The organism is Paraburkholderia sp. SARCC-3016, from assembly GCF_031119615.1.
Classification (GTDB): domain Bacteria; phylum Pseudomonadota; class Gammaproteobacteria; order Burkholderiales; family Burkholderiaceae; genus Paraburkholderia.
On the sequence record NZ_JAVHZD010000046.1, the window covers coordinates 25,649 to 44,834 of the forward strand.

Genomic DNA, 19,186 nt, shown 5'->3' on the forward strand with positions numbered 1-19,186 from the left:
GGTTGCTGTGTAGTGCAGTGACATTCACCGCGCTGGTGCTCGACGGCATCTATTGCCTGCATCGGGTCTTCGGCTGATCGTCATGCTTCATTTTCACGACACACTCGGCCCGGTTCGTTGCAGCGAAACGAGTGTCATGGCGCGGTGCGGGTTTAACTCCCAGTTCTACCCGGATGCCGCCTATTGCATCGACGCGCCGCGGTTGCTGCCGGCCGGATCGACTGAGCGCTTTGATCCGAAGCGCGATGACCATTTCGAGCCGTTTGCCGCGCCGAGCGCCGCGTTTCGCTACTAGGAACATGACATGTCACGCGCCGCTCAAGCCCTATTTGAACTGCAGCGACTAGCGCTGGGTGGTGCGGGCGCGCTGACGGACCATTTGCTTCACGAGCTCGCGGCGGAACTGCTTGCGCCCACATCAACCCACACCGGAGAAAACCGTGGCGATACCGAAACACACCGCCAAGTCGCGCACGCGTGACGACGTGGCGCACTTCACGAAGGGAATGAAATGAGCGAGGCAAAGCACAGCCCCGGCCCGTGGCATCTGCACGAAGAAACGCATTGGCCGTTCAAGCTCGCGATCATCGCAGCAAACGGCGATGAGGTATCGATTGAAAGCCGCAGCGCATACGGTAGTGGACAGAAGTCGATCGACGACGTCATGTCCGCGCGCGGCTTTCGGGACGTCGACCAGCGCGAAGACGCCATTGCAGCGAACGCGCGGCAACTGGCAAACGCCAAACTTCGAGCGGCCGCCCCCGAATTGCTCGCCGAACTTCAGGCCGCGCACCGGATCATCCGCAACGCGCTGAGCCTGATGACGACCGACCAGCAGGCCCAATGGTCCGAAATCAACGAGCGCGCAGCGCTGATCACCGATGGCGCTACACGCGCGCATGAGCGCGAAGCGGTGATTGCCAAGGCGACGGGTGCAGCATGAAACCCATCATCCTCAAAGAGCACGACACGAACCTTTCGCTGTGGGCGGACGCTCAAGATGACGCCCGGGTGTCCCACGCGGCGCGGGCGCTGCTCGCCCACCTGCGCGCGCGTGGCTTCACCGTCGAGCACGACATGACGGTTAGCGAGTGTATTCGCGAGAACTACCACGAGGCGCGCAAAGGCGACCTGCAGGCGCACGTCGAAACGTGGGAGCGCACTGTCAAGATCGAGTTCTATCAGAACGTCGTGTTCAAGAACCGTCACGGTGGCCGCTACGATTTCGATAAGCGCGCCCGCATGCCCTACCTGATCGGCAAGCAATACGAGCTCGAACGAGACAAGATCGCCGTCATGTTCGCGGGCTGCGGTTATCTGTTCCAGCGCGATATCAAGCGCACCGGCATGGACTACATCACGCACCGCCGCGCGGAACTGTCGGACTTCCATCATCGAGACATGTACGATGAGTCGCCGCCGGCCAGCAATTCGAAGTCAGCCACGGGTGCAACGATCGCGCACCGCGATACGGTCTACTTCGTCGACGGCGGCCGGTGGAAGCGCGGCGTTGCGTATCACAACATCAACAACATGTGGCGGGTGCTCCTGCCGTGCGGCTCAGTGCGCAACCTCTCCTGCCGCGAACTGCGCCACCGCTCAGACATCGTCGAATTCACCGGCCGCCACTTCGATTCTCACGCGAGGCTCAAGGCGGTGTACCGCGCGATGGAGCGCGCAGTTGACGCGGCAGACTTGCGCAAGATTGCAAGCCTTCGCGATCAACTCATGCCGGCGGATGGCGGCGCGTATGTGATCAGCTTGCACCACACGCAGCGCAAGAACCGCTACATCACCGTCTGGGGTCCGTGCGACGCTGGCTATTACGCGCGCCTCACGCACGCGGGCAAGTACAGCGTCAGCCATGTCCTCAAGAGCCCCGGCTACTACAACAGCGGCGGCACCGGCAACATCGCTGTCGACGCCGAGACGGTCGAGCGACTGGCGACTCTCACGCGCCCAGGCGAATACGACGGTGCGCCGGGCCCAGCGTTGCGCAATACGGCGACCGTTTGGAAGGCGTTGCTCGCGAACGTCGTTTCACCGCCGGCGACCGAGCCTCAGCCTGAATATCGTGGCGCGCCGCGCCTAAAGGAGGCAGCGTGAAGGAAGCGATGCTTACTCCGGGCCCGTGGACATATGGCGTCCGCAAAGACGGATCTATCTGGATATCGCGCGGCGACCCGAAAACCGGCCCTCACTACCAGGCCGACTTTTGCGGCACCGAAGCGGACGCTCGCCTGTCGTGCGCGGCGCCGTTGCTGCTGCAGGCGGCCGAAGCTCACGCAGCTTGGGCTTACGCCGAAGAAGGACACGGCCTTGTCTCGACCTTCAACGAGCGCATGGAACTCTGCAATTACGCGGAATACCTGACGAACAAGGCACTCGCGATCATGCGTGGCGAGCCGTTGCCCGAGACACACGAAGGCGTCCCGCGAATCGTTGTGCGCTTCCCGCTAGTCGGCATCAGCCGCGTCGACGAGAGCGAGATCCGCTCGAGTGTCGATCGATTGTTGGCGGCATATCGCGATGCACTGAAGTTTCCCGCCTCTGCAGATTCGACCGTTTAACGCGCGGCTTCAATTCAACCCACGAGGAAACTATGGCAGGGAATCTGATTTTTATGATCGAGGGCGGCAAAGCGCTCGAACTCGTCAAGCACCATATCGAGGAACGGCAACGCGTCATTCGAGAACGCAACGCTTTGGCGCGAGAGTTGGGTGCCGAGGACATTTACGTCAGCAACATGGATGGCGTCCTCCTCGGTGTTCGTTTTAAGGGGGACCTGCATCCCGACTTCAAAAAGCCCGATCGCAAGGGCATTTCATTCCCAAAGGCGCGCACGGCATGGAAAGATCGCTTCGACGCTCAGAAAGGCTACGCAAGGCCGACGTCCGTTATCGCTGACGCCTTCGATATCCCACTGTCCATCGAGTACGCGTACAAGGACGGCAGCGGATGGCAGTCGATCGGTAACCCGTTCAACGAGTGCGGTTTCCTGTATCCGAGCCCGAACGGGCCGTATGCGATGTGGCTCCCTGACGTTCCCACGGCAGTCGCAGAAGCCGAAGCGCGCGGCCAGACGATTAATGAGCCGGCGAAGTCATTCAAGCCCAAATTCGAAGGTTGCCGGCGCATCGAGCAGGAGGAATGGGACATCGTCGTTGCGCAACATAAGCTCGCGAAGAAGCGACCTGATCTCGCGACGGAGCCGGCATGACGACCATCAGCGGCAGTGGCGAGTTCATCGAGATCGGCAATCTCGAAGTGAATGATCAGCCAGGTATTCGCATCCGGCGCTCGGAAGGCGATTTAGTGATTTACGGGCTCACGCGAGAAGAAGCGAAATCGATGGCTGATCACTTCCTCAACGAAGTGACTGTGGCCATCGAGGTCAAGTCGCCATCCGTAACTGCATAACCGACGCACCCCACCACACTGGAGAGAATCGATGGATGCACTGCACATTCAAGCCCTCATCACGATGACCGAAGTCCAGTCGTCGCAAATCCACAGCATCGGGCACCACACCCCCACCCTCACCCTCGCGATCCGATTCAAAAATAAGAAAGGGCCGGCCGGGCTGTACCACTACGCGAACGTGACTGCCGAGACGTTTGGCGAGTTCCGCAACGCCGCTTCCATCGGCGCGTATTTTGGCGCGAAGATCAAGGCGCGGCTGGAATACCCGTGCACGAGGATCGTCGAACCAGCGGAGAACGTCGCCGACTCAGCCGTGTAATTTTGCGCTTGCGTGTGTAGCCGTATATGGCTACTATGAGCCTCGATACAACATCTTGAGGTGACGATGAACATAATACCGGTGGGTGCCGCATGAGCACGGCCCTGGAAAAAGTGGCGAAAGCCCTGCGCGAAAAGAAGGAGGCGGATGCGTTGGTGCGTATCCGCGCCTTCCCGTATCACCAGGCTAAGGGCAACTACGATCGCGCGGTCGAGGCGCAAAAGACTGCTGAGCGCGCGCTCGTCGACGCCCTGACGGCGGTTGGGCAGTCGGTCGAGATCGATGGCGTGGTGTATCGCGCGACCCACAATCCCAGCTCTGGCGCGAAGGGTTTCGAAGCCGTTCGACCACTAAAGGTGGGCAACGCATGAAGACGTCCAACCCCTACAAGGAAGTCTACGACTTCAACGCGGTTGTGGAGATCGGCGACACGGTCGAGTTCTCGGAAGTCATCGGTATTGGCGAGCCAATTCGCTACCAAACCGAGAGCGAGGCCGAAGTGCTCGGCGAGCACACGGCCGTTGTTTGGCTCAAAGGGAAACGCGGCTGCGTAAAGGTGTCCCACTGCAAGCCGATTGCTGGCCAACCAGCGTGAAAGCGCTCTGTCTCACCAACGAGCAGGTGCGAGCCTTGCAACGCTCAGTCCGTCCGATGACCCGTTCTGGCAACCCTTGGGTCTGGGTCGAAGAGTTCAGGCGTTTCGGCGGTGATGCATGAATTCAACTTGCCAGCTGCTTGATCATCGCTTTGACCTGCAGTACGCCGTGCCGCAACGCATCTTCTGCGCTCGCATGCTTCAGCTCCGGTTGATGGTGATCCGTTTCGGTTCCGCCCTCCTGACCGGCGAGGTCCGTCGCCGTGATTTTCGTGGCATAGCCGCCCCCGAAAAGCATCACGGCCTTCACGGTAAAGACATAGTCGCCCGCGCGAATGGTTCGCATCGTCATGCCGCACTCCGAAAAGATCGCGATGTAAAGTCCGCGAACACAGGCATTGATGTTTCAGTCATCTTCATTGTCATTCTCAGGGCCGAGGAGTACATCAATAGCTGCCTGTCCTGCGATTTCGGCGATCAGGTAGCCCCACCGACGTGTGAACGGGCCGTTACGAAGAACGACACGCGCACCGCTTTTGCCGCTCATGACAAGATGGTCGCCGTCCTTGATTTGAAAGGCGACGTCGTAGAGATCCCGGATGCTGTCGGCCAAATCGACATGGATCTCGAATCCCCGGTACTCGATCATTCGGTACACGAGAGGTTTCGTTTCCTGTTGGAAGGCTGCCCGCGCTTCGAATACCCGCGGGCGAGCGGCAAGAAAGCCGTCGTTATGGATCTATCGAGACTTCCGACGAAGTCTGGAGCGAATAATCGATTCTCCAGCGTCGAGCGCTTCAGTCATTGTCGCGTGCCGCAGCTGAGCTTCGCGTTTGACTGTCTCGGCGCCTTGATGTGGATGCCGGACGCTGCTTTCGACGACCGTCGTCGTATAGCCGCCATCGTCAAGGTGAAGTGCCGTGATCGAAAAGGTGAGTCCGCCAATATGCATTGTGCGGCTGTTCATGCCTATCTCCGTGGGTGGCGCAGGTTTGTATCGCTTATGCGAATTCAGCGCGCCGCTACAGGCGGAACTCCGGATGGCATGAGCCGCTGCTGCGTGAACAGCGGCATGACCCATCGTAACACGCGGGCCATCACGATGATCTGCTTTTTGCAGCGATCACTAACCATCTGCCCCCAACAGGAATAGACACCCATGAAGCGCCTGATCTGCTGGTGGTTCGGTTGCGATCCAGACAAGGAATCGCATTACGACTTCGAGTACGACGCATGGCTCACACAGTGCACGCGCTGCCATACAGCCGACGTGAGTTATGCGGACATGGTTGGCGAGACGCGTCACCGCCGGTTCGTCGAGTTCTGTCGGCGCTGGCTGCTGTTCGGCTGGGTGCCGCGCCGCTATCACGACTGCAAACAGTGGCCGAGCAAATGTGACTGCCCGCCATTCTGAACCCGCTGCACAACTATTGGAGATGTACATGACCACCGACCAACAGAAGTCGTGTGCTGAGATGCCGATCGAACTCCATGGCGTCCGCGAGGTGCTCGAAAGCGCCGAAGGATTTTGGCGCGCCTGCTCGGGCTGCTACGAGTCCGAAGACGGCCACCCAGTAGGCCACTACCCCCACAGTCACATCTTCGGGTGCGATCTCGGGTCTGGATGTTCCGAGTGCGGCGGCATTGGTGCTGTATGGGACGACACGGATTATGACGCGATGGCAGCGGCAGGCGATGCCGACGAAATTGCGCGCGAGCAACTCGAAGGCGCGCCAACTATTGCTGATGTTCGGGAGACGGCCGCGCTCTCCCTGTTGCGAACGCTGGTCGAGTTGAAGAACCGCAAAAACCGTCTGGGCAAGGATGAGTTCTACGAGACGAACCAACCGCTCGCCTGGGAGCGCGCACGTGCGCTGCTGTCCGCCACTCCCACCCCCGCTGCTGCGCAAGAGCGCCCCGTAGAACCTGATGACATCGACGCAGTGGCAGAAGCTGTGCAGCGAGAAACCGGTGTCGATTGGGAGCAGGCGCAGCGTGGTGCAGTAGCGGCAATCGACACTCTGATCGCACGCGGCAATCATATCCCCGCTGCTGCGATCACGCAGGGAGAGCCGATCTATCAGGTTCGCCAGAAAGGTAGTTTGAAGTGGCAAGACCTCGAAAAGATCAGCTTCGACATGTACACGGACGAAGAGCGCTATGTGCGTCGTATCGTCTACCCCTCTCAACCCACCAGCAGTAAAGGAATGCCTGATAGCTGCGGGGCGGCCCTGCCAGCAATGCCCGAACACGTTTTATCGGATATTCAAGCTGCCACCAAATACATGGAGATGTGGGCCAGGGGCGAGGCGTTCTACGCTCCGAAGAACGGTTATGACGAACCCGGCATCAAAGCCGCAACCATAGCTGATGTGAAAAAGACCGCTGCGTATATCGCTCCGCGCCTGCGCGCCTCCAGCATTGCCTTGCAAGACTATTTCGCCGAGATAGACCTTATCGCTGCAAAGCCGGTCAGCGTGGTTGCGCAAGCCGCTGCGGCAGACGTGCCATCGACAAGTCATCGCGTGCAAGTCGATCCGTGCGCAGCGCCATTGACGATCGCACCGCTAGGCTTCCGGCATTGCCAGAGTGGAAACAAAGACGTGTGCCGCGCCGGTCAGCGTGACGGCGTTGTATGCCCTGAAGACTCGTGCGACATCGACGACGGCCAGCGCGCAGCAGATACGGCGGCGAGCGGACTTGCCGATTACGAACTAACTCAGTCAGAAGACACCGCGCTTGCGCGACTGAGGAATCTGGCGCAGCCAGGATGGTATCCGGAGTTGAAGCCCTTGATCGGCGCAGTTGAGCGCTTGCACAAATTATCCGCCCGATTTGCCATGCCAGAGCGGAAGGCGGTGACGGATGACCCTCGCGTTGGCACGTACCAACATGTCAAGACGCGCGGCATGTATGACCTGATTGCAGTCGGAAAAATCGAATCATCCAGCGAATCGGTCGCAATCTACTGGAGTTGGTTCACCGGTCAAATGTGGGTGCGTCCTGAGTCCGAATTCTTCGATGGACGTTTCGTGAAGAAAACCCCTCCCATCGAATCGACAGGAGAGCCGCATGCCTAAGCACACATGCCACTGGCCCGGTTGCGAAAAGGACGTGCCGCCGGCCATGTGGGGATGCAAAGCGCACTGGTTCAAGTTGCCCAAGCATCTGCGCGCCGAGATCTGGCGCACCTACGTTCCTGGTCAGGAAATCACGAAAACGCCGTCGACCGCATATCTAACAGCCGCACGGGATGTTCAGGATTGGATACGCGCGCAATCGGAGCCGACGCTATGAGCGACTACGTTCCCGACAGGAAATTCGTCAACGTTGAAGGCCAAGACACATTCCCGGTCAGGCTTTCATCCGACCGCATGGCGTGGTTGGTGCTGCCCAAGGAACTCGACGAGTTCGACCTTAACAGGATCACCGCGCACCTGAAGTTTATCTACGAGTGCAGTAAGGACCACAAGCGCAATCCGGGTCCACCCGAACCCAATGGGAGAAACCCATGAGCGACCACAAAGACCTGATTGCGCGCCTGCGCACCGACGCAGCGATATACGACAACGGCGACGACATCGATTCGTCTCAACCGATGCGTGATGCTGCCGACCTGATCGAGCGCGTTATTGGCGACTTGCCGCAAGACGCTATCGACGGCGGATGGACTGCGCTCAGCATTAGCAAGTACGCGAAGGGGCTCGAAGCGCGGGCCGGTGAGGCGAAGCCAATCTATCAGGTCACCGAGGATGACGGCGCGTGGCACGACACCGACTGGCTGACCTACCAGAGCACTGCCGAAGGTTCGCGGCGCGTCGCATGGACCCACCCTCCTATCGGTGACGCAGGAAAGGGGGATGAGGCGCGGCTGAGTTTCGTGATCGATAAGCAAGCGCTCATCGTCTGGAGAGCGGGCAATGACGGCGTAAGGCGTTGCCAGCTATACCAAATCTGTGAGTACGGGACCGGGTTCGTTCTCTCCGGCAAGGATCGCTGGTTCGACGCGCCGCGCCAAGCTATCGACGCCGCTATCGCTTCTCTTACCAAGCAAGCAGATGGAGAGAAACAATCGTGAGTGATGAACTGAAGGGTAACGAAGCGCTCGAATACGCCGCATCAGAAGACGATCCGGCGATGGCGGAATTCCGTGCCATGGTGGCCGAATCAAGAGCGCATGCAGAAAAGCGCGGCGAATGGAAAGAAAGAGCCGTTGAGATTGGATTTCAATACTGGCGAGCACCCGATTCTCATGGAGTCGTAGCTACAACAGCGCAGGCCATCGAACTTCTGCAAGAGTTGCTAGGCGTGGAAGTCGAAATCAAGGACGTAGATGGAGAGAGACAGCCGTGAGCAACGATATGAAACTGCCGACCGGCAAGTCGTGCGCTGACTGTGAGTTTTTCAATCACTGCCGCGGCATGTTCGGTTGTGACGGCACCAACACGACTTGCGACTGGTCGCCCTCTCGATTTTCTCTGCGCATTGAGGCTATCGCCCCATCCAACCCATCAAGGGGGAATCTCGATGCGTGAGCGCGTTCTGACTTTGCCGCTGAAGGGCATCTACTTCGACCAGATCGCAGCAGGAACGAAGCGCGTCGAGTACCGGGTCTTCAACGATTACTGGTGCCGACGCCTCATCGGCCGAATCTACGATCGGATCGTGCTGACGAAGGGCTATCCGCGCGCCGACGATGCCGAGCGACGCCTGAATCTGCCGTGGCACGGCTTCACAACCACGACCATCACGCACGAACACTTCGGACCCGAACCGGTCAAGGTGTTCGCGATCTTCGTCTATGGCGACGAACGGGCGGCCGCTCCAGTTGAGCGTGGAGGACAGTAGCGATGAGCCTAATCAAAGTCGTCGCTCGTCAGAAAGATTATCCCCGGCTTGCGCTGCGCGGCTGTCGAACTGAATTTGCTTGCGGCGACCTCGACGATCTGCGTCTTTCCAGTTTCGAACGCGGCAATGGGATCAGCGCGAGCGCCGTTATCAAAGTGATCGGCAAGCGCCTCGTGCGAGATCACGAAACGTTGCATTACGCCATCGATTGTGAGCGAGAAGCCGACATCACCGTCGACAACGCGAGGATCCTCACCAGCGCTCAGTTCGTAACCCATTTCCATCTCCTTGAGGATGAACGGAGCATCGTAGCATGAGCGAAAACAGCAAGATCGAATGGACCGACCACACATTCAATCCCTGGTCGGGGTGCACAAAGGTCTCACCCGGTTGCGACCACTGCTATGCCGAACACATGATGGATACGCGCCTGCATCGCGTCCATTGGGGCCCGGGTCAGCCGCGCGTGCGCACCAGCGATGCGAACTGGCGCGAGCCTGTGAAATGGAACGCACGGCATGAGGCGTTTTTCGCCGAGCACGGCCGGCGTCAGCGCGTGTTCTGCGCGTCGCTTGCGGACGTGTTCGATAACGAGGTCGATCCGGCTTGGCGCACAGATCTGTTCGACCTGATCCGCGCGACGCCGAACCTCGACTGGCTGATGCTCACGAAGCGCATCGGTAACGTACGTCCCATGTTGGCCGAGGCGTTGTCTATCGTGCAGCACTACGGCATCCGCGGAGCACTAGCTACTTGGATCGCGTGCTGGATCGACGGCGACCCGCCGGCCAATGTATGGATTGGCGAGACGATCGTCAACCGTCAAGAGATGCTTCGCGACGCGGAGAAGCTCTTAGCGGTGCCGTCGCGCGTGCGCTTTTGGAGCGTCGAACCAATGCTCGGCGCCCTTGGCGGAATTCCGGCGAGCCTGATGCCGGACTGGATTATCTGCGGCGGCGAAAGCGGCCACGGAGCGCGGCCCATGCATCCAGATTGGGCTCGCGATCTACGCGATCAGTGCGCGGCGGCCGGCGTACCCTTCCTGTTCAAACAATGGGGTGAATGGACGCCTGGCGAGAACGTCGAACGGCACACCGGCATCGTGAAGACAGCCGACTGGTTCGCCAATGAATGGATGTACGGCGAATCAGACCTTGCGAGCGAAGGTGGCCACGTCGACGACGAGCCGGATCTATACCGCGTCGGCAAGAAGGAGTCCGGCCGCCATCTCGACGGCCGAACGCACGACGAATTCCCCGGGCACCTGTGATCCTACTGGGTTGAAAATCGCAATACATTTCGTCGCGCGACCTCGAGTCGCTCCGACGTGTCGGTTACACAGGCATCTGCGTCTTGTGAAATCAGCCCTTCCGCGAGTTCTCGGCTAAACGGAGAACCCGGCCTTACCTCGACGTGCGAGCCGTTGGGATAGAGCGAATGCAAACGCCTAAGCACCGAACGCATAGCTTCGACACGGTCATGTCCGCTATCGTCAATGTCGCGAGCTTCGAGTGTGGCGACCCGCTCCCAGAGCTCTTCATGCAGCGTTGGATAATAGGTGCAGATTTTCGTGGCGCCGGCGCTCGGTCGAGATTCTTCAATCAAACGTTGTAGAAATTTTCCAAGGTCGAGCGCGACAATATAAATGCGGCGCTCGACGTCAGCCCGTTCGGTCCAATAGTGGAATTCTCGTAGCATCATGTCTTGCCGCCTTTGCCGATAGGGGACATAGATAGCAACCCCAATGGCAATGACCGAACCGATCGCTTGAACCCACGCGGCGTATGCCTGTTGTACCGCTGCGGCAGAAGCATCCATGATTCACCCCTTCTTCGCTGTCAGCCCACATCGAATTCATTGAGCAGACGCCTAGCGAGGGCAATAGCTGCGCTGCGAGCGTCGTCCATCGTTGAAGCGTCGACCTCCGTCTGATGTGGCGCCTCGGCATCGAAGGGCTCATCGAGTCTGCGAAGGTACGCGTAACCACGATACATGTCGGACGCCGTCTTCATGACGTGGACCCGAGCCACATGGATCTCACTCGCCAAGAACACATCGTTTTCGCGATCGTTCGCGGTTAACGACGCTATGCGAACCGCATCGTGGCCGACATCCGCCGCTAGAGCCGCGCGTGCGAGATTCTCCAAGAGCAAGTCCAGATGCCCATGTTGGCCGGCTATCTGCTTGACGTTGTGCCAAAGCGCCGCGGTTATGCTCGCTTTCCCCGTCGTCCCGTCGACGACGACCTCGATTTCAGGCGATCCGTATTCGCCCGGCTCCTTCAGCACATTGACTTTGACGATCCGCATTGGAAATCCCCCTTTTAAGCGATGCGGGATGCTAGCACGTCACCTAGGCGTAGGGGCCGCCGTGCCCCATGCGACGGCGCACGCCGTATTGCGCGAAAAAATACTTGTCTGAATATGCGTACATGGCTATTATTAGCTCCGTTGACACACCCTAACGGAGAAAGGCCATGCAGCTCATAATACGGATGTTCCACCGCTCAGACCTGTCGCGATCCCGCGCGATGGTTCAAGACATGGCGGACGATTTCATCAAGGCACGCCGCAAGCACGAGGAAATCAAGCGCAAGGTCGAGCGCGCATTGGAAGATGCGATTCGCCTCGAGGGCCAGGACTTGCGCATGAAGTTCGAGCGCCGCCTTCAGCCCCAGTCCGCTTTCCTGCCGACCATAATACCCAAGGGCGTCAAGCCAACCCCGTTCGACGCCTGGGAATCCACGCGTGCCACCCTGCCCCAACCCAAGGGCCGGGCCCGATTCAAGCCAGCCGTGCCCTTCCCCATTCGCCCGGTGTCGTACTCCGAGCAAGCTGCAGCGTAACGCCCTCTCGTTCAAGGTCACCTATGGACAATGAATTCAAAGAGGGCGCCGCAGCATTCGCGAAGCCCGTGCATCACGTCAAAACCATCGCATTCGATCTTCAGGCCGCAATGGCGGGCGCGACAATCGCTCAGAAGAACGGTCGCCCGGCAGAGTTTCTGGCTTTCTGCGAAAAGGCGATCTTTCCTCTCGTCATCCTCACAGCGCCGAATAACGTGATTCACACCTATCGTGCTGACGGCACGAGCGTGAGTGACGACCACGACGAATACGATCTCGTTATGGTCGTGCCGGTTGAAACCCGCTACGTGAACCTGTTCGCCGATGGCAATGCCTCTGTTCGCGGTTCCGGTGAGCATTTCGCTACCTCCGTCGAAGCCGAAGAACAGGCGCGCCACTGGATCGAATCTGGCGGAACGCCGTTGCTCGCGATCGCAGCCCCGGTTGAAGTTCCGGCGAGGTCCGCATGAACGACGTCCATATCAGCGACATCGGTGATCGGCTGCTTACCGCCGTCACGCGCATCCTCCGCGAATTCGACGGCGTCGCCTCTCCGGAAATGCTCGCGCGCGCGAACCTGGAAATCAAAGCTACGTACGACGAGCTCGACGCGGCCGGCAGGATACAGATTGCGTTCGAAGGTTGCCGCATCGTCGGCGGCGCGGCGTGCGTGGTACTCGACCAGATGCGAATCGTACCGGTCACGGCGTTTCATCCTCAAGCCCGGTTCCTGCACGATGACCGCGAAGCGATCGCGCTCGGCTTCTGTGGCGAGTTCGACCTTTACTTTCAGACGCAGGGCGGAGGACTGCCGCCGACGCTCGTCGCGCGCTATGGCGATCAGGGCAGCGACTACACCTCGCTCAATCCGACATTCACCAGGCTGTCCGACGTCGGCCACGAGTCCCGCGCGATCTTCGGCGAAGCACTGCGGAGAGCGAAGGCACTCGCACTGGTTCGCTAAGTCGTTTGCTCAGATAGCCGTTTTAGGCTATTGTTAGCCACACAATCAGAAAAGGAGCATGCGAGATGCCGAAAGACAGATTCACCGAAGAAAAGCGCAAGGAACTGAAGGACAAGGGCTACGCCGCGGTCGTCGTTCAGGTAATCGCGCAGTTCGGCCGCGCGCCCAACGAGATCGCGAGCCGGCATCGCACCGCCCACGCCGCACACAAGCGCGCTGACGTGAATCAGCGCGTCGTCGTCCTCTAAACCGATCGAGGAACCGCCATGAACGCACTTGCAGGCGTACCGGTTCAGTTGCTGTCGCCAAGCGGCAATGCGCCGATCGACACCGGCGCGATCACCGACGAGGATCGGGAACTGTACCGTGATCTCGCAAAACTGACGAACGGCCATGAGACGCATCGCGATATCGCCGCCCGTGTCGTTTGGCTGAATCGCGATTCGCTCGACTTCATGTTGACGATCTACGCCGCGCGCGACCGGATCATGCATTTGGCTGTGCGAGTCGCGGATCTCGAGGCGCGGCTCGCCGCTAGCGAGGAGCCTGCAGCATGAATGCGTTCAATCTTCCCGACGAGATGCCGGCCGCGCTCGCCGAATCCAACGAGTGCCTGAAAGGCGGATTCTCGCGGCGCAACTATGAATCGATGGTGCGCGCGCTGCGCGAAGCCGGCGTGCCCGCGCCCGGGCCCGTTGCCGAACCCGAGTTGCTCGACCTTCCCGAGCCTGACGTCTACGAATGCCGCGTTTCACGCGAATGTTCGTGGCTTCAGTACGCGAAGCACAAGGCGCTCACCCTGCAATCCGAGGGCCGCGCGCTGCGCAAGCTCTACAGCGAATCCCTCATGCGGCAGATCATCGCCTCCATAACCAACAATCGGAGCAAAGCGTGACATCCTCCGCCGATAAGAAGCAACTCGCCGACTGGCTGCTCGTCGATCCCGAGACGGGCGCAAAGCTGACCTTCGCTGGCCCGCTTGAACGCGATTTCCTCGGCCTGAGTCGCGTCAAGATGACGTCCGAAGATGGAGCCGTGTGGACGCTGACCGCTGGTCTCAAGGAAGGCTATCTGACCGCGAGTGAGCGCATGGCAAACCTGCGCAAGGCTGTCGTCGAAGAATCCGCGTCCGACGCTGCCACCGATGCGCAACGGGATGCAAAACTTCTTAGCGATGCGGATATCGACACGATCGCTACAAGCATGCCGGGAGGCCTGACCGGCTTTATGAAAGGTTGGGGTTGGCGTCAGTTCGCGCGCGCTGTCGAGCGCGAAAGTATCGTCCTTAATGATGCCGGGAAGCCATCGCAAGTCGTCGCTGTCGACGCGCCCGAAGAATTGCCTCCTCTCGGCAAAACCGAATCCACACAATCGACGCTCGCCGATAAGGTCATCGACACACTGAAAAGCCTTGGTGCGCCGGGGATGATGATCAGCGGGCAGCGAGCGCTGAATGCGATCAATGCGCTGGTGGCAGCGGCCGAGGCAGAAAAGGCTAAGACGACCGCTCTGGAGAAAGTCTGATGCGCGCCCTCTATCTCAGCCTTTCCGCGCCCATAGCCGCCGCTGCTCTGCTCGCCGCCTGGATCATCCATCCCGATGCGCGCTACACCATCGGATCGTCGCTGCAATTGTTCGCTGCGTTGATCATCGGGCACGTGATCGCCGACTACCCGCTCCAAGGTGACTTTCTCGCGCGCGCAAAGAACCGCTCGAATCCGATTCCTGGCGTGCCGTGGTACCAGGCGCTCGGCGCGCATGCGCTCATTCACGGCGGCACTGTGTGGCTGATGACTGGCTATTGGTGGCTCGGCGCTCTTGAGGTCGGGTGTCACGCGCTCATCGACGATACGAAATGCCGCAGCGCGATCGGTTTCAACGCCGATCAGGTGCTCCACGTCCTATGCAAGGCTATCTGGGCGGCCATCGCAATCGCCGCCATCTCCCACTAACGAACACTCCCGTTCGGCCGCTCGTACAGGGCCGTTTTTTATTCGCATCCGGAGCCATAGCCTCCGGCAAGGATCGGCAACATGACTGGTATGAAGATGGCGCTCGCAAGCGACGAAGACATGGAAGTCGCGTACGAACTGTGCGGTCTGCTCGACAATCTCTCGCGCGGCTACTACCCCGCGAAAGAAGAGGATGCGGATACCCCGACCTTCTTCGACGAGGACGACACCGAGCACCTGCAGGCGCTCCACAAGCGCATCGAGAAAATCGCCGAGTCGTCGGGCGCAGTTCATCGCGTAGTTGGCGGATTCTCATGCATGCGCAATCCCGCAAACGAGTTGATCGACCCGACGCAGGATGTCGTCGAGTTTCATCCGAGCATCATCGCCGGCCGGGAAGCGGTTGAAAAGCTTGCGCAGATACGAGCGACGATCGCCGCTTACTATGAGAAGCAGGACGACGACACAGGGCGACGCGCGGCCACTCAATCCACTGAAGTGCAACTCGTCAACGACTTGCTGGTGCTGCTGAACAACATGGATGGCTTGGCAGTCTCAGCCGGCGCGGACGCTCATCGTGCGATCGAGCGTGCGCAGCTCGCCGAGTCCCGACTCGAAAGCGCGACGCAGCCGCTCGACGAGCAGATGGCGCGGTTGAATCAGCGCGTGATCGAACTGAATGCCGAGAACGAGGCCTTGCGGAAGGCTCTGCCTTTTCAGGCGCGCGTGCGGCCGTGGATGCTCGAATGCTTCGGCGCGGAGATTGCCGCGGATCGCATGGAGCGCAATCACCGTTTCTACGAGGAGGCCGGCGAAGCCGTGCAGGCGAACGGAATGACGCGCGAAGAAGCGCACGCACTCGTGGACTATACGTGGGACCGTCCCGTCGGCGAGTTGCATCAGGAGGTCGGCGGCGTCATGGTCACGCTCGCAGCGCTGTGCCTCGCAAGCGGCGTCGACATGCATGCAGCCGGCGAAACGGAACTTGCGCGCATCAACGTGCCGGAAACGGTCGTGAAGATCCGCGCGAAGCAGGCAGCGAAGCCGAAGCATTCCCCACTGCCCGAGGCGGCAGCGCAGCCCGACGAGCGCGCGCCGCTGCCGGGCGTAGTTGTCGTTTCAGGATCAGTCGACGAATCGACCATCGCACAGATGGACGCAGTGACGGATGACTGGACCGCGCGTGCGGCACGCGGCGAGTGCGGCTGGATCTGCGCTGACTGCGGCCAATCCTTCCCCGATGGCATGCCAGACAAGTGCATGCACGGCAATCAAAGATGTACGGACATCATCACGCGGGACAAGCGCGCCGCATCCCCGCAGTCAGCCAAGGGGAATCCGTGAACGTCCCACACATATTCTGGGCGCGCGAACTGAAAGAGATGAATGTCAGTGCGTGCGGTCGTTTGGGCATCTGGTACATGCCACGTCCGATGGGATTACGCGGAATCTACTTGCAACGGCGCCTCGCGCTCGCATGGGGCGTTTTCACTGGCCGCTACGATGCGGTTCGATGGACAGAACTATGAATTTCGCATTTCAGAATGCGCTCCGCATCTGTAATACGGAGCGCATTTTCCAAACCTGCCACGCCGTCGTGCACGGCCATGCAATCACGATGGCCGACGCCTCACTTCGCTGCTTTTTTCGCTGCAGCCTTTTTCGCCGGCACTGCCGCACCATTGTTCATGTCGGCAATGAAGTCTTTCAGGTTTTTCTTGACACCGTTTTCACGCTTCGTCTTGCCCTCGCACCAGATTACCGAAGTCTTGGTGATGATCAAGTCACCCAAGAATTTATCGTCGTTGTCCCGAATCTCCAGTTCAACGCCGGTATTTTTGAGTTCGATTTCAGCTGCGAGCTCCTTCACTTTTACTTTCATTTCTTAACCCCGTTTCGTTGTCTGCCATGCGGCGCCAGAATGATAGCGCATTGCAGTCTGGACGCTCCAGGTGCGCCATGTTGACCAGTGAATCGCGAGCGACTTTCGCCCTACTCGCCCGGGCGGCGCGGATGATACAGAACAACGCCGATTCCCTGTGTCAATGCCATGCACCGGAAGGTGATTGTGGTGCCGACCGCCAGACGCAGCAGATCCACGCCCAAGAGGTAAGCACCTCTGCCGCGCTGCGCGCGTTAGTGCGCATGCCGGCGACGCCTCGGCGAATTCCCGACGGAGAAACGCTCCTCCATCTCGCTCGTACCGCCGGACTGCGAGAAAGCATGCACGGCGTCGATGCGACACGCGCGAAATCGCTGCTATGGAAGTTCCTCGCCGCGACGCTGGCTGTAATGGACGAATCCGATGTCGTCGATGCCGAGTTGCCGGTGCCGGCCGTCGAGTATGCGGATGACCTTGCGGTCGCGGAGCGCGCCTTCGGTCCGATTGGAGCACGTCGTGTATGACCTCTTCGACACCAGCGCTGAAAGCAGCGCGGTAATCAGCGAGTGCGGCCGATATCGCCATCGGCTTGACAGAGCCGTCCAGGCAAGCGGAATCGTCATCGCCTACTACGGTGTCAACGGATCGACGGCCGGTCCGATCGAAAACGATCAAACCGTGAAGAAATGGATCGGCTTTACGTTGCGCAATGGTGGCCGGAAATTCATCGTTGGCAATGCATTCGGCTACCGCGCTACCGACGTCAAGCAACTCGCGTTGGTGGACGATCCTATCGGTCCGGATAACGCGAAGTACCTCGTCGAGATCATTGCCGAAGCTGATTTGCACGTCCCCTGCTGGGGTGATCGGGAGAAGGTGCCGCGGCATTTGCGGCATCGCTTCGACGAACTCGAAATGCAACTCAGGCACAGCGGCAAGCCCATCAAGATTTTCGGCCTCACGAAGGGCGGCGACCCATTACATCCGCAGATGCTCGGCTATTCGACGAAGCTCGTCGATTGGATTCGCTGAGCCGGGTGTATTTTTTTGTTCTGAAGTATGCATATAGGCATATTAATATGCAAATATCACACCCCCGTGTTCGGAGATAGCATGCACATAAGGATGGCAGCGCACCGACCCCATAAGCGCCGCGAGGGCGATCGGAAGTTGATCGACGGCGTCGAGCACGTGCGCCGACGCAAGCTCCTGCTGAATCGACTAGGCAAGGCGATCGGCTATGACCGCTGGCTAGGCTTCGATCGGTTTTCTTGGGAGCCGGCATGACCCAACTTCCACTCGATAGCCAATGGCTGTTGCACCGCCCCATTACCGGGCCGCGCGCCGGCCACATCGGCGAAAACGTCTTCTGCGAGAAGTGGCTCGAACTGATGCAATCGGAGGTCGAATTCCGCGAGGTCGACGAGCCCGAGCATCTGACGAAACTCAACCGGATTTTGCGAAACGCCGACTTCGCCGCCTGCACTGATCGCGCATGCGCCATTGCCGCGTCGTGGGCGACCTATCTCGGGTGCAACGTCGGCGCGAGCGTCCTTAGCTTGGGCGAGAGCCTAAGGCAGGCCGGCTTCGTGCACGACTGCTATCTGCTTGCATGGGCGTCGCACAACCGGCGCGCCTATGGCGTCAACAATGGCTTCCGCGCGATCGAATTCTTCCTCGCGCCGGCCGATCACTACGGACGCAGCTATACCGGCGGTGTCGAGCTGAAACGGATCCCCGATCTTTGTGTGCTCGACTATGAGATTATCGAGCATCTATGGTCATGGCTAGGCTCGGATGATGGCGGCGCATGGCTTGCTGGATGTCAGCGGGAAATCGAGCGTCGCCAGGCTGCAGCGTGGCGCTCGGAGCGCGAGCAAAACAATGGCGTCGTCGAGCAGAGGAACTTGTAATGACAGATCTCCGATCAGCGGACGACGTAACCACGAACGTCACGCCAATTCATCGCTCGGGCGAAGTGCTTTGCCCAGATCGATTGCTTCGCCTACCTCAAGTGCTCGACTCAATCGGGCTCAGCCGCTCGATGCTGTACAAGATGATGAAGGCTGGAGAATTTCCGCAGCCGAGAAAAGTCCGACATGCCTCGCTGTGGGTGGAAGCGGAGGTTCAACAGTGGATCAAAAACATCGTAGCGTCGGTGGTCGACGACTGAAATATCGTCACCCCAAAAAACAAAGGACGGTTCGCCGTCCTTTTTTCTTGCGCTTACCTCACCCGATGAAAAAGCGGGTATCAAAGCGGGTATCGCACAACCAATATCAGCTATCACGCCTTATCTGACAAGCAACCAATGCCGTGAATCGTAATGCAGTTTCCACATCACGATGTGACGAATCA

The 19,186-nt window shown here is 59.5% G+C and carries 34 protein-coding genes; 30 read left to right on the plus strand and 4 right to left on the minus strand.

Annotation, left to right across the window (positions count from 1 at the left end):
• The first annotated feature begins 511 nt into the window (after window positions 1–511).
• From QYH69_RS32295 to QYH69_RS32370, 16 genes are all read left to right on the plus strand, one after another.
• The gene (locus QYH69_RS32295; RefSeq protein ID WP_308835735.1) at window positions 512–943 is read left to right on the plus strand and encodes a hypothetical protein; all 432 of its coding nucleotides are present in this window, start codon (window positions 512–514) and stop codon (window positions 941–943) included.
• Complete coding sequence (locus QYH69_RS32300; protein WP_308835736.1) at window positions 940–2,106, plus strand: hypothetical protein; 1,167 nt, start codon at window positions 940–942, stop codon at window positions 2,104–2,106. Before QYH69_RS32295 ends, QYH69_RS32300 begins: the two co-directional genes overlap by 4 nt.
• A complete protein-coding gene (locus QYH69_RS32305; protein ID WP_308835737.1) occupies window positions 2,103–2,570 on the plus strand; it encodes a hypothetical protein in 468 nt (155 codons plus the stop codon). Before QYH69_RS32300 ends, QYH69_RS32305 begins: the two co-directional genes overlap by 4 nt.
• 32 nt (window positions 2,571–2,602) lie before the next feature.
• Entirely contained in the window at window positions 2,603–3,220 is a 618-nt protein-coding gene (locus tag QYH69_RS32310) for a hypothetical protein (RefSeq protein WP_308835738.1), read from the plus strand.
• Window positions 3,217–3,420, plus strand: a complete 204-nt coding sequence (locus QYH69_RS32315; protein ID WP_308835739.1) for a hypothetical protein — start codon at window positions 3,217–3,219, stop codon at window positions 3,418–3,420. The genes QYH69_RS32310 and QYH69_RS32315 overlap by 4 nt, the downstream gene beginning before the upstream one ends.
• A gap of 31 nt (window positions 3,421–3,451) precedes the next feature.
• A complete protein-coding gene (locus QYH69_RS32320; protein ID WP_308835740.1) occupies window positions 3,452–3,742 on the plus strand; it encodes a KTSC domain-containing protein in 291 nt (96 codons plus the stop codon).
• 92 nt (window positions 3,743–3,834) lie between these two features.
• Complete coding sequence (locus QYH69_RS32325) at window positions 3,835–4,113, plus strand: hypothetical protein (protein ID WP_308835741.1); 279 nt, start codon at window positions 3,835–3,837, stop codon at window positions 4,111–4,113.
• Window positions 4,110–4,337: a hypothetical protein gene (locus tag QYH69_RS32330; protein WP_308835742.1), complete on the plus strand. Its 228-nt coding sequence runs from the start codon at window positions 4,110–4,112 to the stop codon at window positions 4,335–4,337. Before QYH69_RS32325 ends, QYH69_RS32330 begins: the two co-directional genes overlap by 4 nt.
• A gap of 118 nt (window positions 4,338–4,455) precedes the next feature.
• Window positions 4,456–5,490, plus strand: coding sequence for a hypothetical protein (locus tag QYH69_RS32335; protein ID WP_308835743.1), 1,035 nt, complete (start codon window positions 4,456–4,458; stop codon window positions 5,488–5,490).
• Between the two features lie 6 nt (window positions 5,491–5,496).
• Window positions 5,497–5,751 carry a hypothetical protein gene (locus QYH69_RS32340; protein ID WP_308835744.1) on the plus strand — a complete coding sequence of 85 codons (255 nt, stop codon included), beginning with the start codon at window positions 5,497–5,499 and terminating at the stop codon, window positions 5,749–5,751.
• Between the two features lie 28 nt (window positions 5,752–5,779).
• Window positions 5,780–7,417 carry a hypothetical protein gene (locus tag QYH69_RS32345; protein ID WP_308835745.1) on the plus strand — a complete coding sequence of 546 codons (1,638 nt, stop codon included), beginning with the start codon at window positions 5,780–5,782 and terminating at the stop codon, window positions 7,415–7,417.
• Window positions 7,410–7,634 (plus strand): hypothetical protein, encoded by a 225-nt coding sequence (locus QYH69_RS32350; RefSeq protein WP_308835746.1) that lies wholly within the window; start codon window positions 7,410–7,412, stop codon window positions 7,632–7,634. Before QYH69_RS32345 ends, QYH69_RS32350 begins: the two co-directional genes overlap by 8 nt.
• On the plus strand, window positions 7,631–7,852 hold the full coding sequence (locus tag QYH69_RS32355; RefSeq protein WP_308835747.1) for a hypothetical protein: 222 nt from the start codon (window positions 7,631–7,633) through the stop codon (window positions 7,850–7,852). The genes QYH69_RS32350 and QYH69_RS32355 overlap by 4 nt, the downstream gene beginning before the upstream one ends.
• A complete protein-coding gene (locus tag QYH69_RS32360) occupies window positions 7,849–8,415 on the plus strand; it encodes a hypothetical protein (protein WP_308835748.1) in 567 nt (188 codons plus the stop codon). Before QYH69_RS32355 ends, QYH69_RS32360 begins: the two co-directional genes overlap by 4 nt.
• A complete protein-coding gene (locus tag QYH69_RS32365; protein WP_308835749.1) occupies window positions 8,412–8,690 on the plus strand; it encodes a hypothetical protein in 279 nt (92 codons plus the stop codon). The genes QYH69_RS32360 and QYH69_RS32365 overlap by 4 nt, the downstream gene beginning before the upstream one ends.
• 174 nt (window positions 8,691–8,864) lie before the next feature.
• Window positions 8,865–9,185 carry an ASCH domain-containing protein gene (locus QYH69_RS32370; protein WP_308835750.1) on the plus strand — a complete coding sequence of 107 codons (321 nt, stop codon included), beginning with the start codon at window positions 8,865–8,867 and terminating at the stop codon, window positions 9,183–9,185.
• An 8-nt stretch (window positions 9,186–9,193) separates the two neighbouring features.
• Here the strand turns inward: QYH69_RS32370 and QYH69_RS32375 are convergent, their stop codons facing one another.
• Window positions 9,194–9,463, minus strand: coding sequence for a DUF1488 family protein (locus QYH69_RS32375; RefSeq protein ID WP_308835751.1), 270 nt, complete (start codon window positions 9,461–9,463; stop codon window positions 9,194–9,196).
• Window positions 9,464–9,498: 35 nt separating this feature from the next.
• Here QYH69_RS32375 and QYH69_RS32380 point away from each other — a divergent pair, with 35 nt between their 5' ends.
• Window positions 9,499–10,455: a phage Gp37/Gp68 family protein gene (locus tag QYH69_RS32380; RefSeq protein ID WP_308835752.1), complete on the plus strand. Its 957-nt coding sequence runs from the start codon at window positions 9,499–9,501 to the stop codon at window positions 10,453–10,455.
• A 2-nt stretch (window positions 10,456–10,457) separates the two neighbouring features.
• Here the strand turns inward: QYH69_RS32380 and QYH69_RS32385 are convergent, their stop codons facing one another.
• Both QYH69_RS32385 and QYH69_RS32390 read right to left on the minus strand, forming a co-directional pair.
• Window positions 10,458–11,003 carry a hypothetical protein gene (locus QYH69_RS32385; protein WP_308835753.1) on the minus strand — a complete coding sequence of 182 codons (546 nt, stop codon included), beginning with the start codon at window positions 11,001–11,003 and terminating at the stop codon, window positions 10,458–10,460.
• 20 nt (window positions 11,004–11,023) lie between these two features.
• Entirely contained in the window at window positions 11,024–11,494 is a 471-nt protein-coding gene (locus QYH69_RS32390) for a hypothetical protein (RefSeq protein ID WP_308835754.1), read from the minus strand.
• Between the two features lie 167 nt (window positions 11,495–11,661).
• Between QYH69_RS32390 and QYH69_RS32395 the strand changes: the two genes are divergently transcribed.
• The 9 genes from QYH69_RS32395 (at window position 11,662) to QYH69_RS32435 (ending at window position 16,290) form a co-directional block, all read left to right on the plus strand.
• Window positions 11,662–12,030 carry a hypothetical protein gene (locus QYH69_RS32395; RefSeq protein WP_308835755.1) on the plus strand — a complete coding sequence of 123 codons (369 nt, stop codon included), beginning with the start codon at window positions 11,662–11,664 and terminating at the stop codon, window positions 12,028–12,030.
• 23 nt (window positions 12,031–12,053) lie between these two features.
• Entirely contained in the window at window positions 12,054–12,500 is a 447-nt protein-coding gene (locus QYH69_RS32400) for a hypothetical protein (protein WP_308835756.1), read from the plus strand.
• Window positions 12,497–12,994, plus strand: a complete 498-nt coding sequence (locus tag QYH69_RS32405; protein ID WP_308835757.1) for a hypothetical protein — start codon at window positions 12,497–12,499, stop codon at window positions 12,992–12,994. Before QYH69_RS32400 ends, QYH69_RS32405 begins: the two co-directional genes overlap by 4 nt.
• Before the next feature lie 65 nt (window positions 12,995–13,059).
• Window positions 13,060–13,242, plus strand: coding sequence for a hypothetical protein (locus tag QYH69_RS32410; protein WP_308835758.1), 183 nt, complete (start codon window positions 13,060–13,062; stop codon window positions 13,240–13,242).
• Window positions 13,243–13,260: 18 nt separating this feature from the next.
• A complete protein-coding gene (locus QYH69_RS32415) occupies window positions 13,261–13,551 on the plus strand; it encodes a hypothetical protein (RefSeq protein WP_308835759.1) in 291 nt (96 codons plus the stop codon).
• 23 nt (window positions 13,552–13,574) lie between these two features.
• Window positions 13,575–13,889, plus strand: a complete 315-nt coding sequence (locus QYH69_RS32420; RefSeq protein ID WP_308835760.1) for a hypothetical protein — start codon at window positions 13,575–13,577, stop codon at window positions 13,887–13,889.
• Complete coding sequence (locus QYH69_RS32425; RefSeq protein WP_308835761.1) at window positions 13,886–14,518, plus strand: hypothetical protein; 633 nt, start codon at window positions 13,886–13,888, stop codon at window positions 14,516–14,518. The genes QYH69_RS32420 and QYH69_RS32425 overlap by 4 nt, the downstream gene beginning before the upstream one ends.
• The gene (locus QYH69_RS32430; RefSeq protein ID WP_308835762.1) at window positions 14,518–14,946 is read left to right on the plus strand and encodes a DUF3307 domain-containing protein; all 429 of its coding nucleotides are present in this window, start codon (window positions 14,518–14,520) and stop codon (window positions 14,944–14,946) included. The genes QYH69_RS32425 and QYH69_RS32430 overlap by 1 nt, the downstream gene beginning before the upstream one ends.
• An 81-nt stretch (window positions 14,947–15,027) precedes the next feature.
• A complete protein-coding gene (locus QYH69_RS32435; protein WP_308835763.1) occupies window positions 15,028–16,290 on the plus strand; it encodes a hypothetical protein in 1,263 nt (420 codons plus the stop codon).
• Between the two features lie 286 nt (window positions 16,291–16,576).
• Here the strand turns inward: QYH69_RS32435 and QYH69_RS32440 are convergent, their stop codons facing one another.
• Window positions 16,577–16,828, minus strand: a complete 252-nt coding sequence (locus QYH69_RS32440) for a hypothetical protein (RefSeq protein ID WP_308835764.1) — start codon at window positions 16,826–16,828, stop codon at window positions 16,577–16,579.
• 77 nt (window positions 16,829–16,905) lie between these two features.
• Between QYH69_RS32440 and QYH69_RS32445 the strand changes: the two genes are divergently transcribed.
• From QYH69_RS32445 to QYH69_RS32460, 4 genes are all read left to right on the plus strand, one after another.
• Entirely contained in the window at window positions 16,906–17,352 is a 447-nt protein-coding gene (locus QYH69_RS32445) for a hypothetical protein (protein WP_308835765.1), read from the plus strand.
• The gene (locus tag QYH69_RS32450) at window positions 17,345–17,860 is read left to right on the plus strand and encodes a DUF1643 domain-containing protein (protein WP_308835766.1); all 516 of its coding nucleotides are present in this window, start codon (window positions 17,345–17,347) and stop codon (window positions 17,858–17,860) included. Before QYH69_RS32445 ends, QYH69_RS32450 begins: the two co-directional genes overlap by 8 nt.
• A 239-nt stretch (window positions 17,861–18,099) precedes the next feature.
• The gene (locus QYH69_RS32455; protein WP_308835767.1) at window positions 18,100–18,741 is read left to right on the plus strand and encodes a hypothetical protein; all 642 of its coding nucleotides are present in this window, start codon (window positions 18,100–18,102) and stop codon (window positions 18,739–18,741) included.
• Window positions 18,741–19,001: an AlpA family phage regulatory protein gene (locus QYH69_RS32460; protein WP_308835768.1), complete on the plus strand. Its 261-nt coding sequence runs from the start codon at window positions 18,741–18,743 to the stop codon at window positions 18,999–19,001. The genes QYH69_RS32455 and QYH69_RS32460 overlap by 1 nt, the downstream gene beginning before the upstream one ends.
• The last annotated feature ends 185 nt before the right edge of the window (window positions 19,002–19,186 follow it).

Excerpts from the sequence above, each read along its gene's own strand:
- QYH69_RS32410 (WP_308835758.1), top strand. The coding sequence starts at position 13,060 with ATGCCGAAAGACAGATTCACCGAAGAAAAGCGCAAGGAACTGAAGGAC.
- QYH69_RS32400 (WP_308835756.1), top strand. The coding sequence starts at position 12,054 with ATGGACAATGAATTCAAAGAGGGCGCCGCAGCATTCGCGAAGCCCGTG.
- QYH69_RS32340 (WP_308835744.1), top strand. The coding sequence starts at position 5,497 with ATGAAGCGCCTGATCTGCTGGTGGTTCGGTTGCGATCCAGACAAGGAA.
- QYH69_RS32420 (WP_308835760.1), top strand. The coding sequence starts at position 13,575 with ATGCCGGCCGCGCTCGCCGAATCCAACGAGTGCCTGAAAGGCGGATTC.
- QYH69_RS32345 (WP_308835745.1), top strand. The coding sequence starts at position 5,780 with ATGACCACCGACCAACAGAAGTCGTGTGCTGAGATGCCGATCGAACTC.
- QYH69_RS32360 (WP_308835748.1), top strand. The coding sequence starts at position 7,849 with ATGAGCGACCACAAAGACCTGATTGCGCGCCTGCGCACCGACGCAGCG.
- QYH69_RS32350 (WP_308835746.1), top strand. The coding sequence starts at position 7,410 with ATGCCTAAGCACACATGCCACTGGCCCGGTTGCGAAAAGGACGTGCCG.
- QYH69_RS32355 (WP_308835747.1), top strand. The coding sequence starts at position 7,631 with ATGAGCGACTACGTTCCCGACAGGAAATTCGTCAACGTTGAAGGCCAA.
- QYH69_RS32295 (WP_308835735.1), top strand. The coding sequence starts at position 512 with ATGAGCGAGGCAAAGCACAGCCCCGGCCCGTGGCATCTGCACGAAGAA.
- QYH69_RS32380 (WP_308835752.1), top strand. The coding sequence starts at position 9,499 with ATGAGCGAAAACAGCAAGATCGAATGGACCGACCACACATTCAATCCC.
- QYH69_RS32320 (WP_308835740.1), top strand. The coding sequence starts at position 3,452 with ATGGATGCACTGCACATTCAAGCCCTCATCACGATGACCGAAGTCCAG.
- QYH69_RS32385 (WP_308835753.1), bottom strand. The coding sequence starts at position 11,003 with ATGGATGCTTCTGCCGCAGCGGTACAACAGGCATACGCCGCGTGGGTT.
- QYH69_RS32390 (WP_308835754.1), bottom strand. The coding sequence starts at position 11,494 with ATGCGGATCGTCAAAGTCAATGTGCTGAAGGAGCCGGGCGAATACGGA.
- QYH69_RS32405 (WP_308835757.1), top strand. The coding sequence starts at position 12,497 with ATGAACGACGTCCATATCAGCGACATCGGTGATCGGCTGCTTACCGCC.
- QYH69_RS32300 (WP_308835736.1), top strand. The coding sequence starts at position 940 with ATGAAACCCATCATCCTCAAAGAGCACGACACGAACCTTTCGCTGTGG.
- QYH69_RS32375 (WP_308835751.1), bottom strand. The coding sequence starts at position 9,463 with ATGGGTTACGAACTGAGCGCTGGTGAGGATCCTCGCGTTGTCGACGGT.
- QYH69_RS32395 (WP_308835755.1), top strand. The coding sequence starts at position 11,662 with ATGCAGCTCATAATACGGATGTTCCACCGCTCAGACCTGTCGCGATCC.
- QYH69_RS32430 (WP_308835762.1), top strand. The coding sequence starts at position 14,518 with ATGCGCGCCCTCTATCTCAGCCTTTCCGCGCCCATAGCCGCCGCTGCT.
- QYH69_RS32325 (WP_308835741.1), top strand. The coding sequence starts at position 3,835 with ATGAGCACGGCCCTGGAAAAAGTGGCGAAAGCCCTGCGCGAAAAGAAG.
- QYH69_RS32415 (WP_308835759.1), top strand. The coding sequence starts at position 13,261 with ATGAACGCACTTGCAGGCGTACCGGTTCAGTTGCTGTCGCCAAGCGGC.
- QYH69_RS32445 (WP_308835765.1), top strand. The coding sequence starts at position 16,906 with ATGTTGACCAGTGAATCGCGAGCGACTTTCGCCCTACTCGCCCGGGCG.
- QYH69_RS32370 (WP_308835750.1), top strand. The coding sequence starts at position 8,865 with ATGCGTGAGCGCGTTCTGACTTTGCCGCTGAAGGGCATCTACTTCGAC.
- QYH69_RS32435 (WP_308835763.1), top strand. The coding sequence starts at position 15,028 with ATGACTGGTATGAAGATGGCGCTCGCAAGCGACGAAGACATGGAAGTC.
- QYH69_RS32335 (WP_308835743.1), top strand. The coding sequence starts at position 4,456 with ATGAATTCAACTTGCCAGCTGCTTGATCATCGCTTTGACCTGCAGTAC.
- QYH69_RS32315 (WP_308835739.1), top strand. The coding sequence starts at position 3,217 with ATGACGACCATCAGCGGCAGTGGCGAGTTCATCGAGATCGGCAATCTC.
- QYH69_RS32440 (WP_308835764.1), bottom strand. The coding sequence starts at position 16,828 with ATGAAAGTAAAAGTGAAGGAGCTCGCAGCTGAAATCGAACTCAAAAAT.
- QYH69_RS32310 (WP_308835738.1), top strand. The coding sequence starts at position 2,603 with ATGGCAGGGAATCTGATTTTTATGATCGAGGGCGGCAAAGCGCTCGAA.
- QYH69_RS32460 (WP_308835768.1), top strand. The coding sequence starts at position 18,741 with ATGACAGATCTCCGATCAGCGGACGACGTAACCACGAACGTCACGCCA.
- QYH69_RS32330 (WP_308835742.1), top strand. The coding sequence starts at position 4,110 with ATGAAGACGTCCAACCCCTACAAGGAAGTCTACGACTTCAACGCGGTT.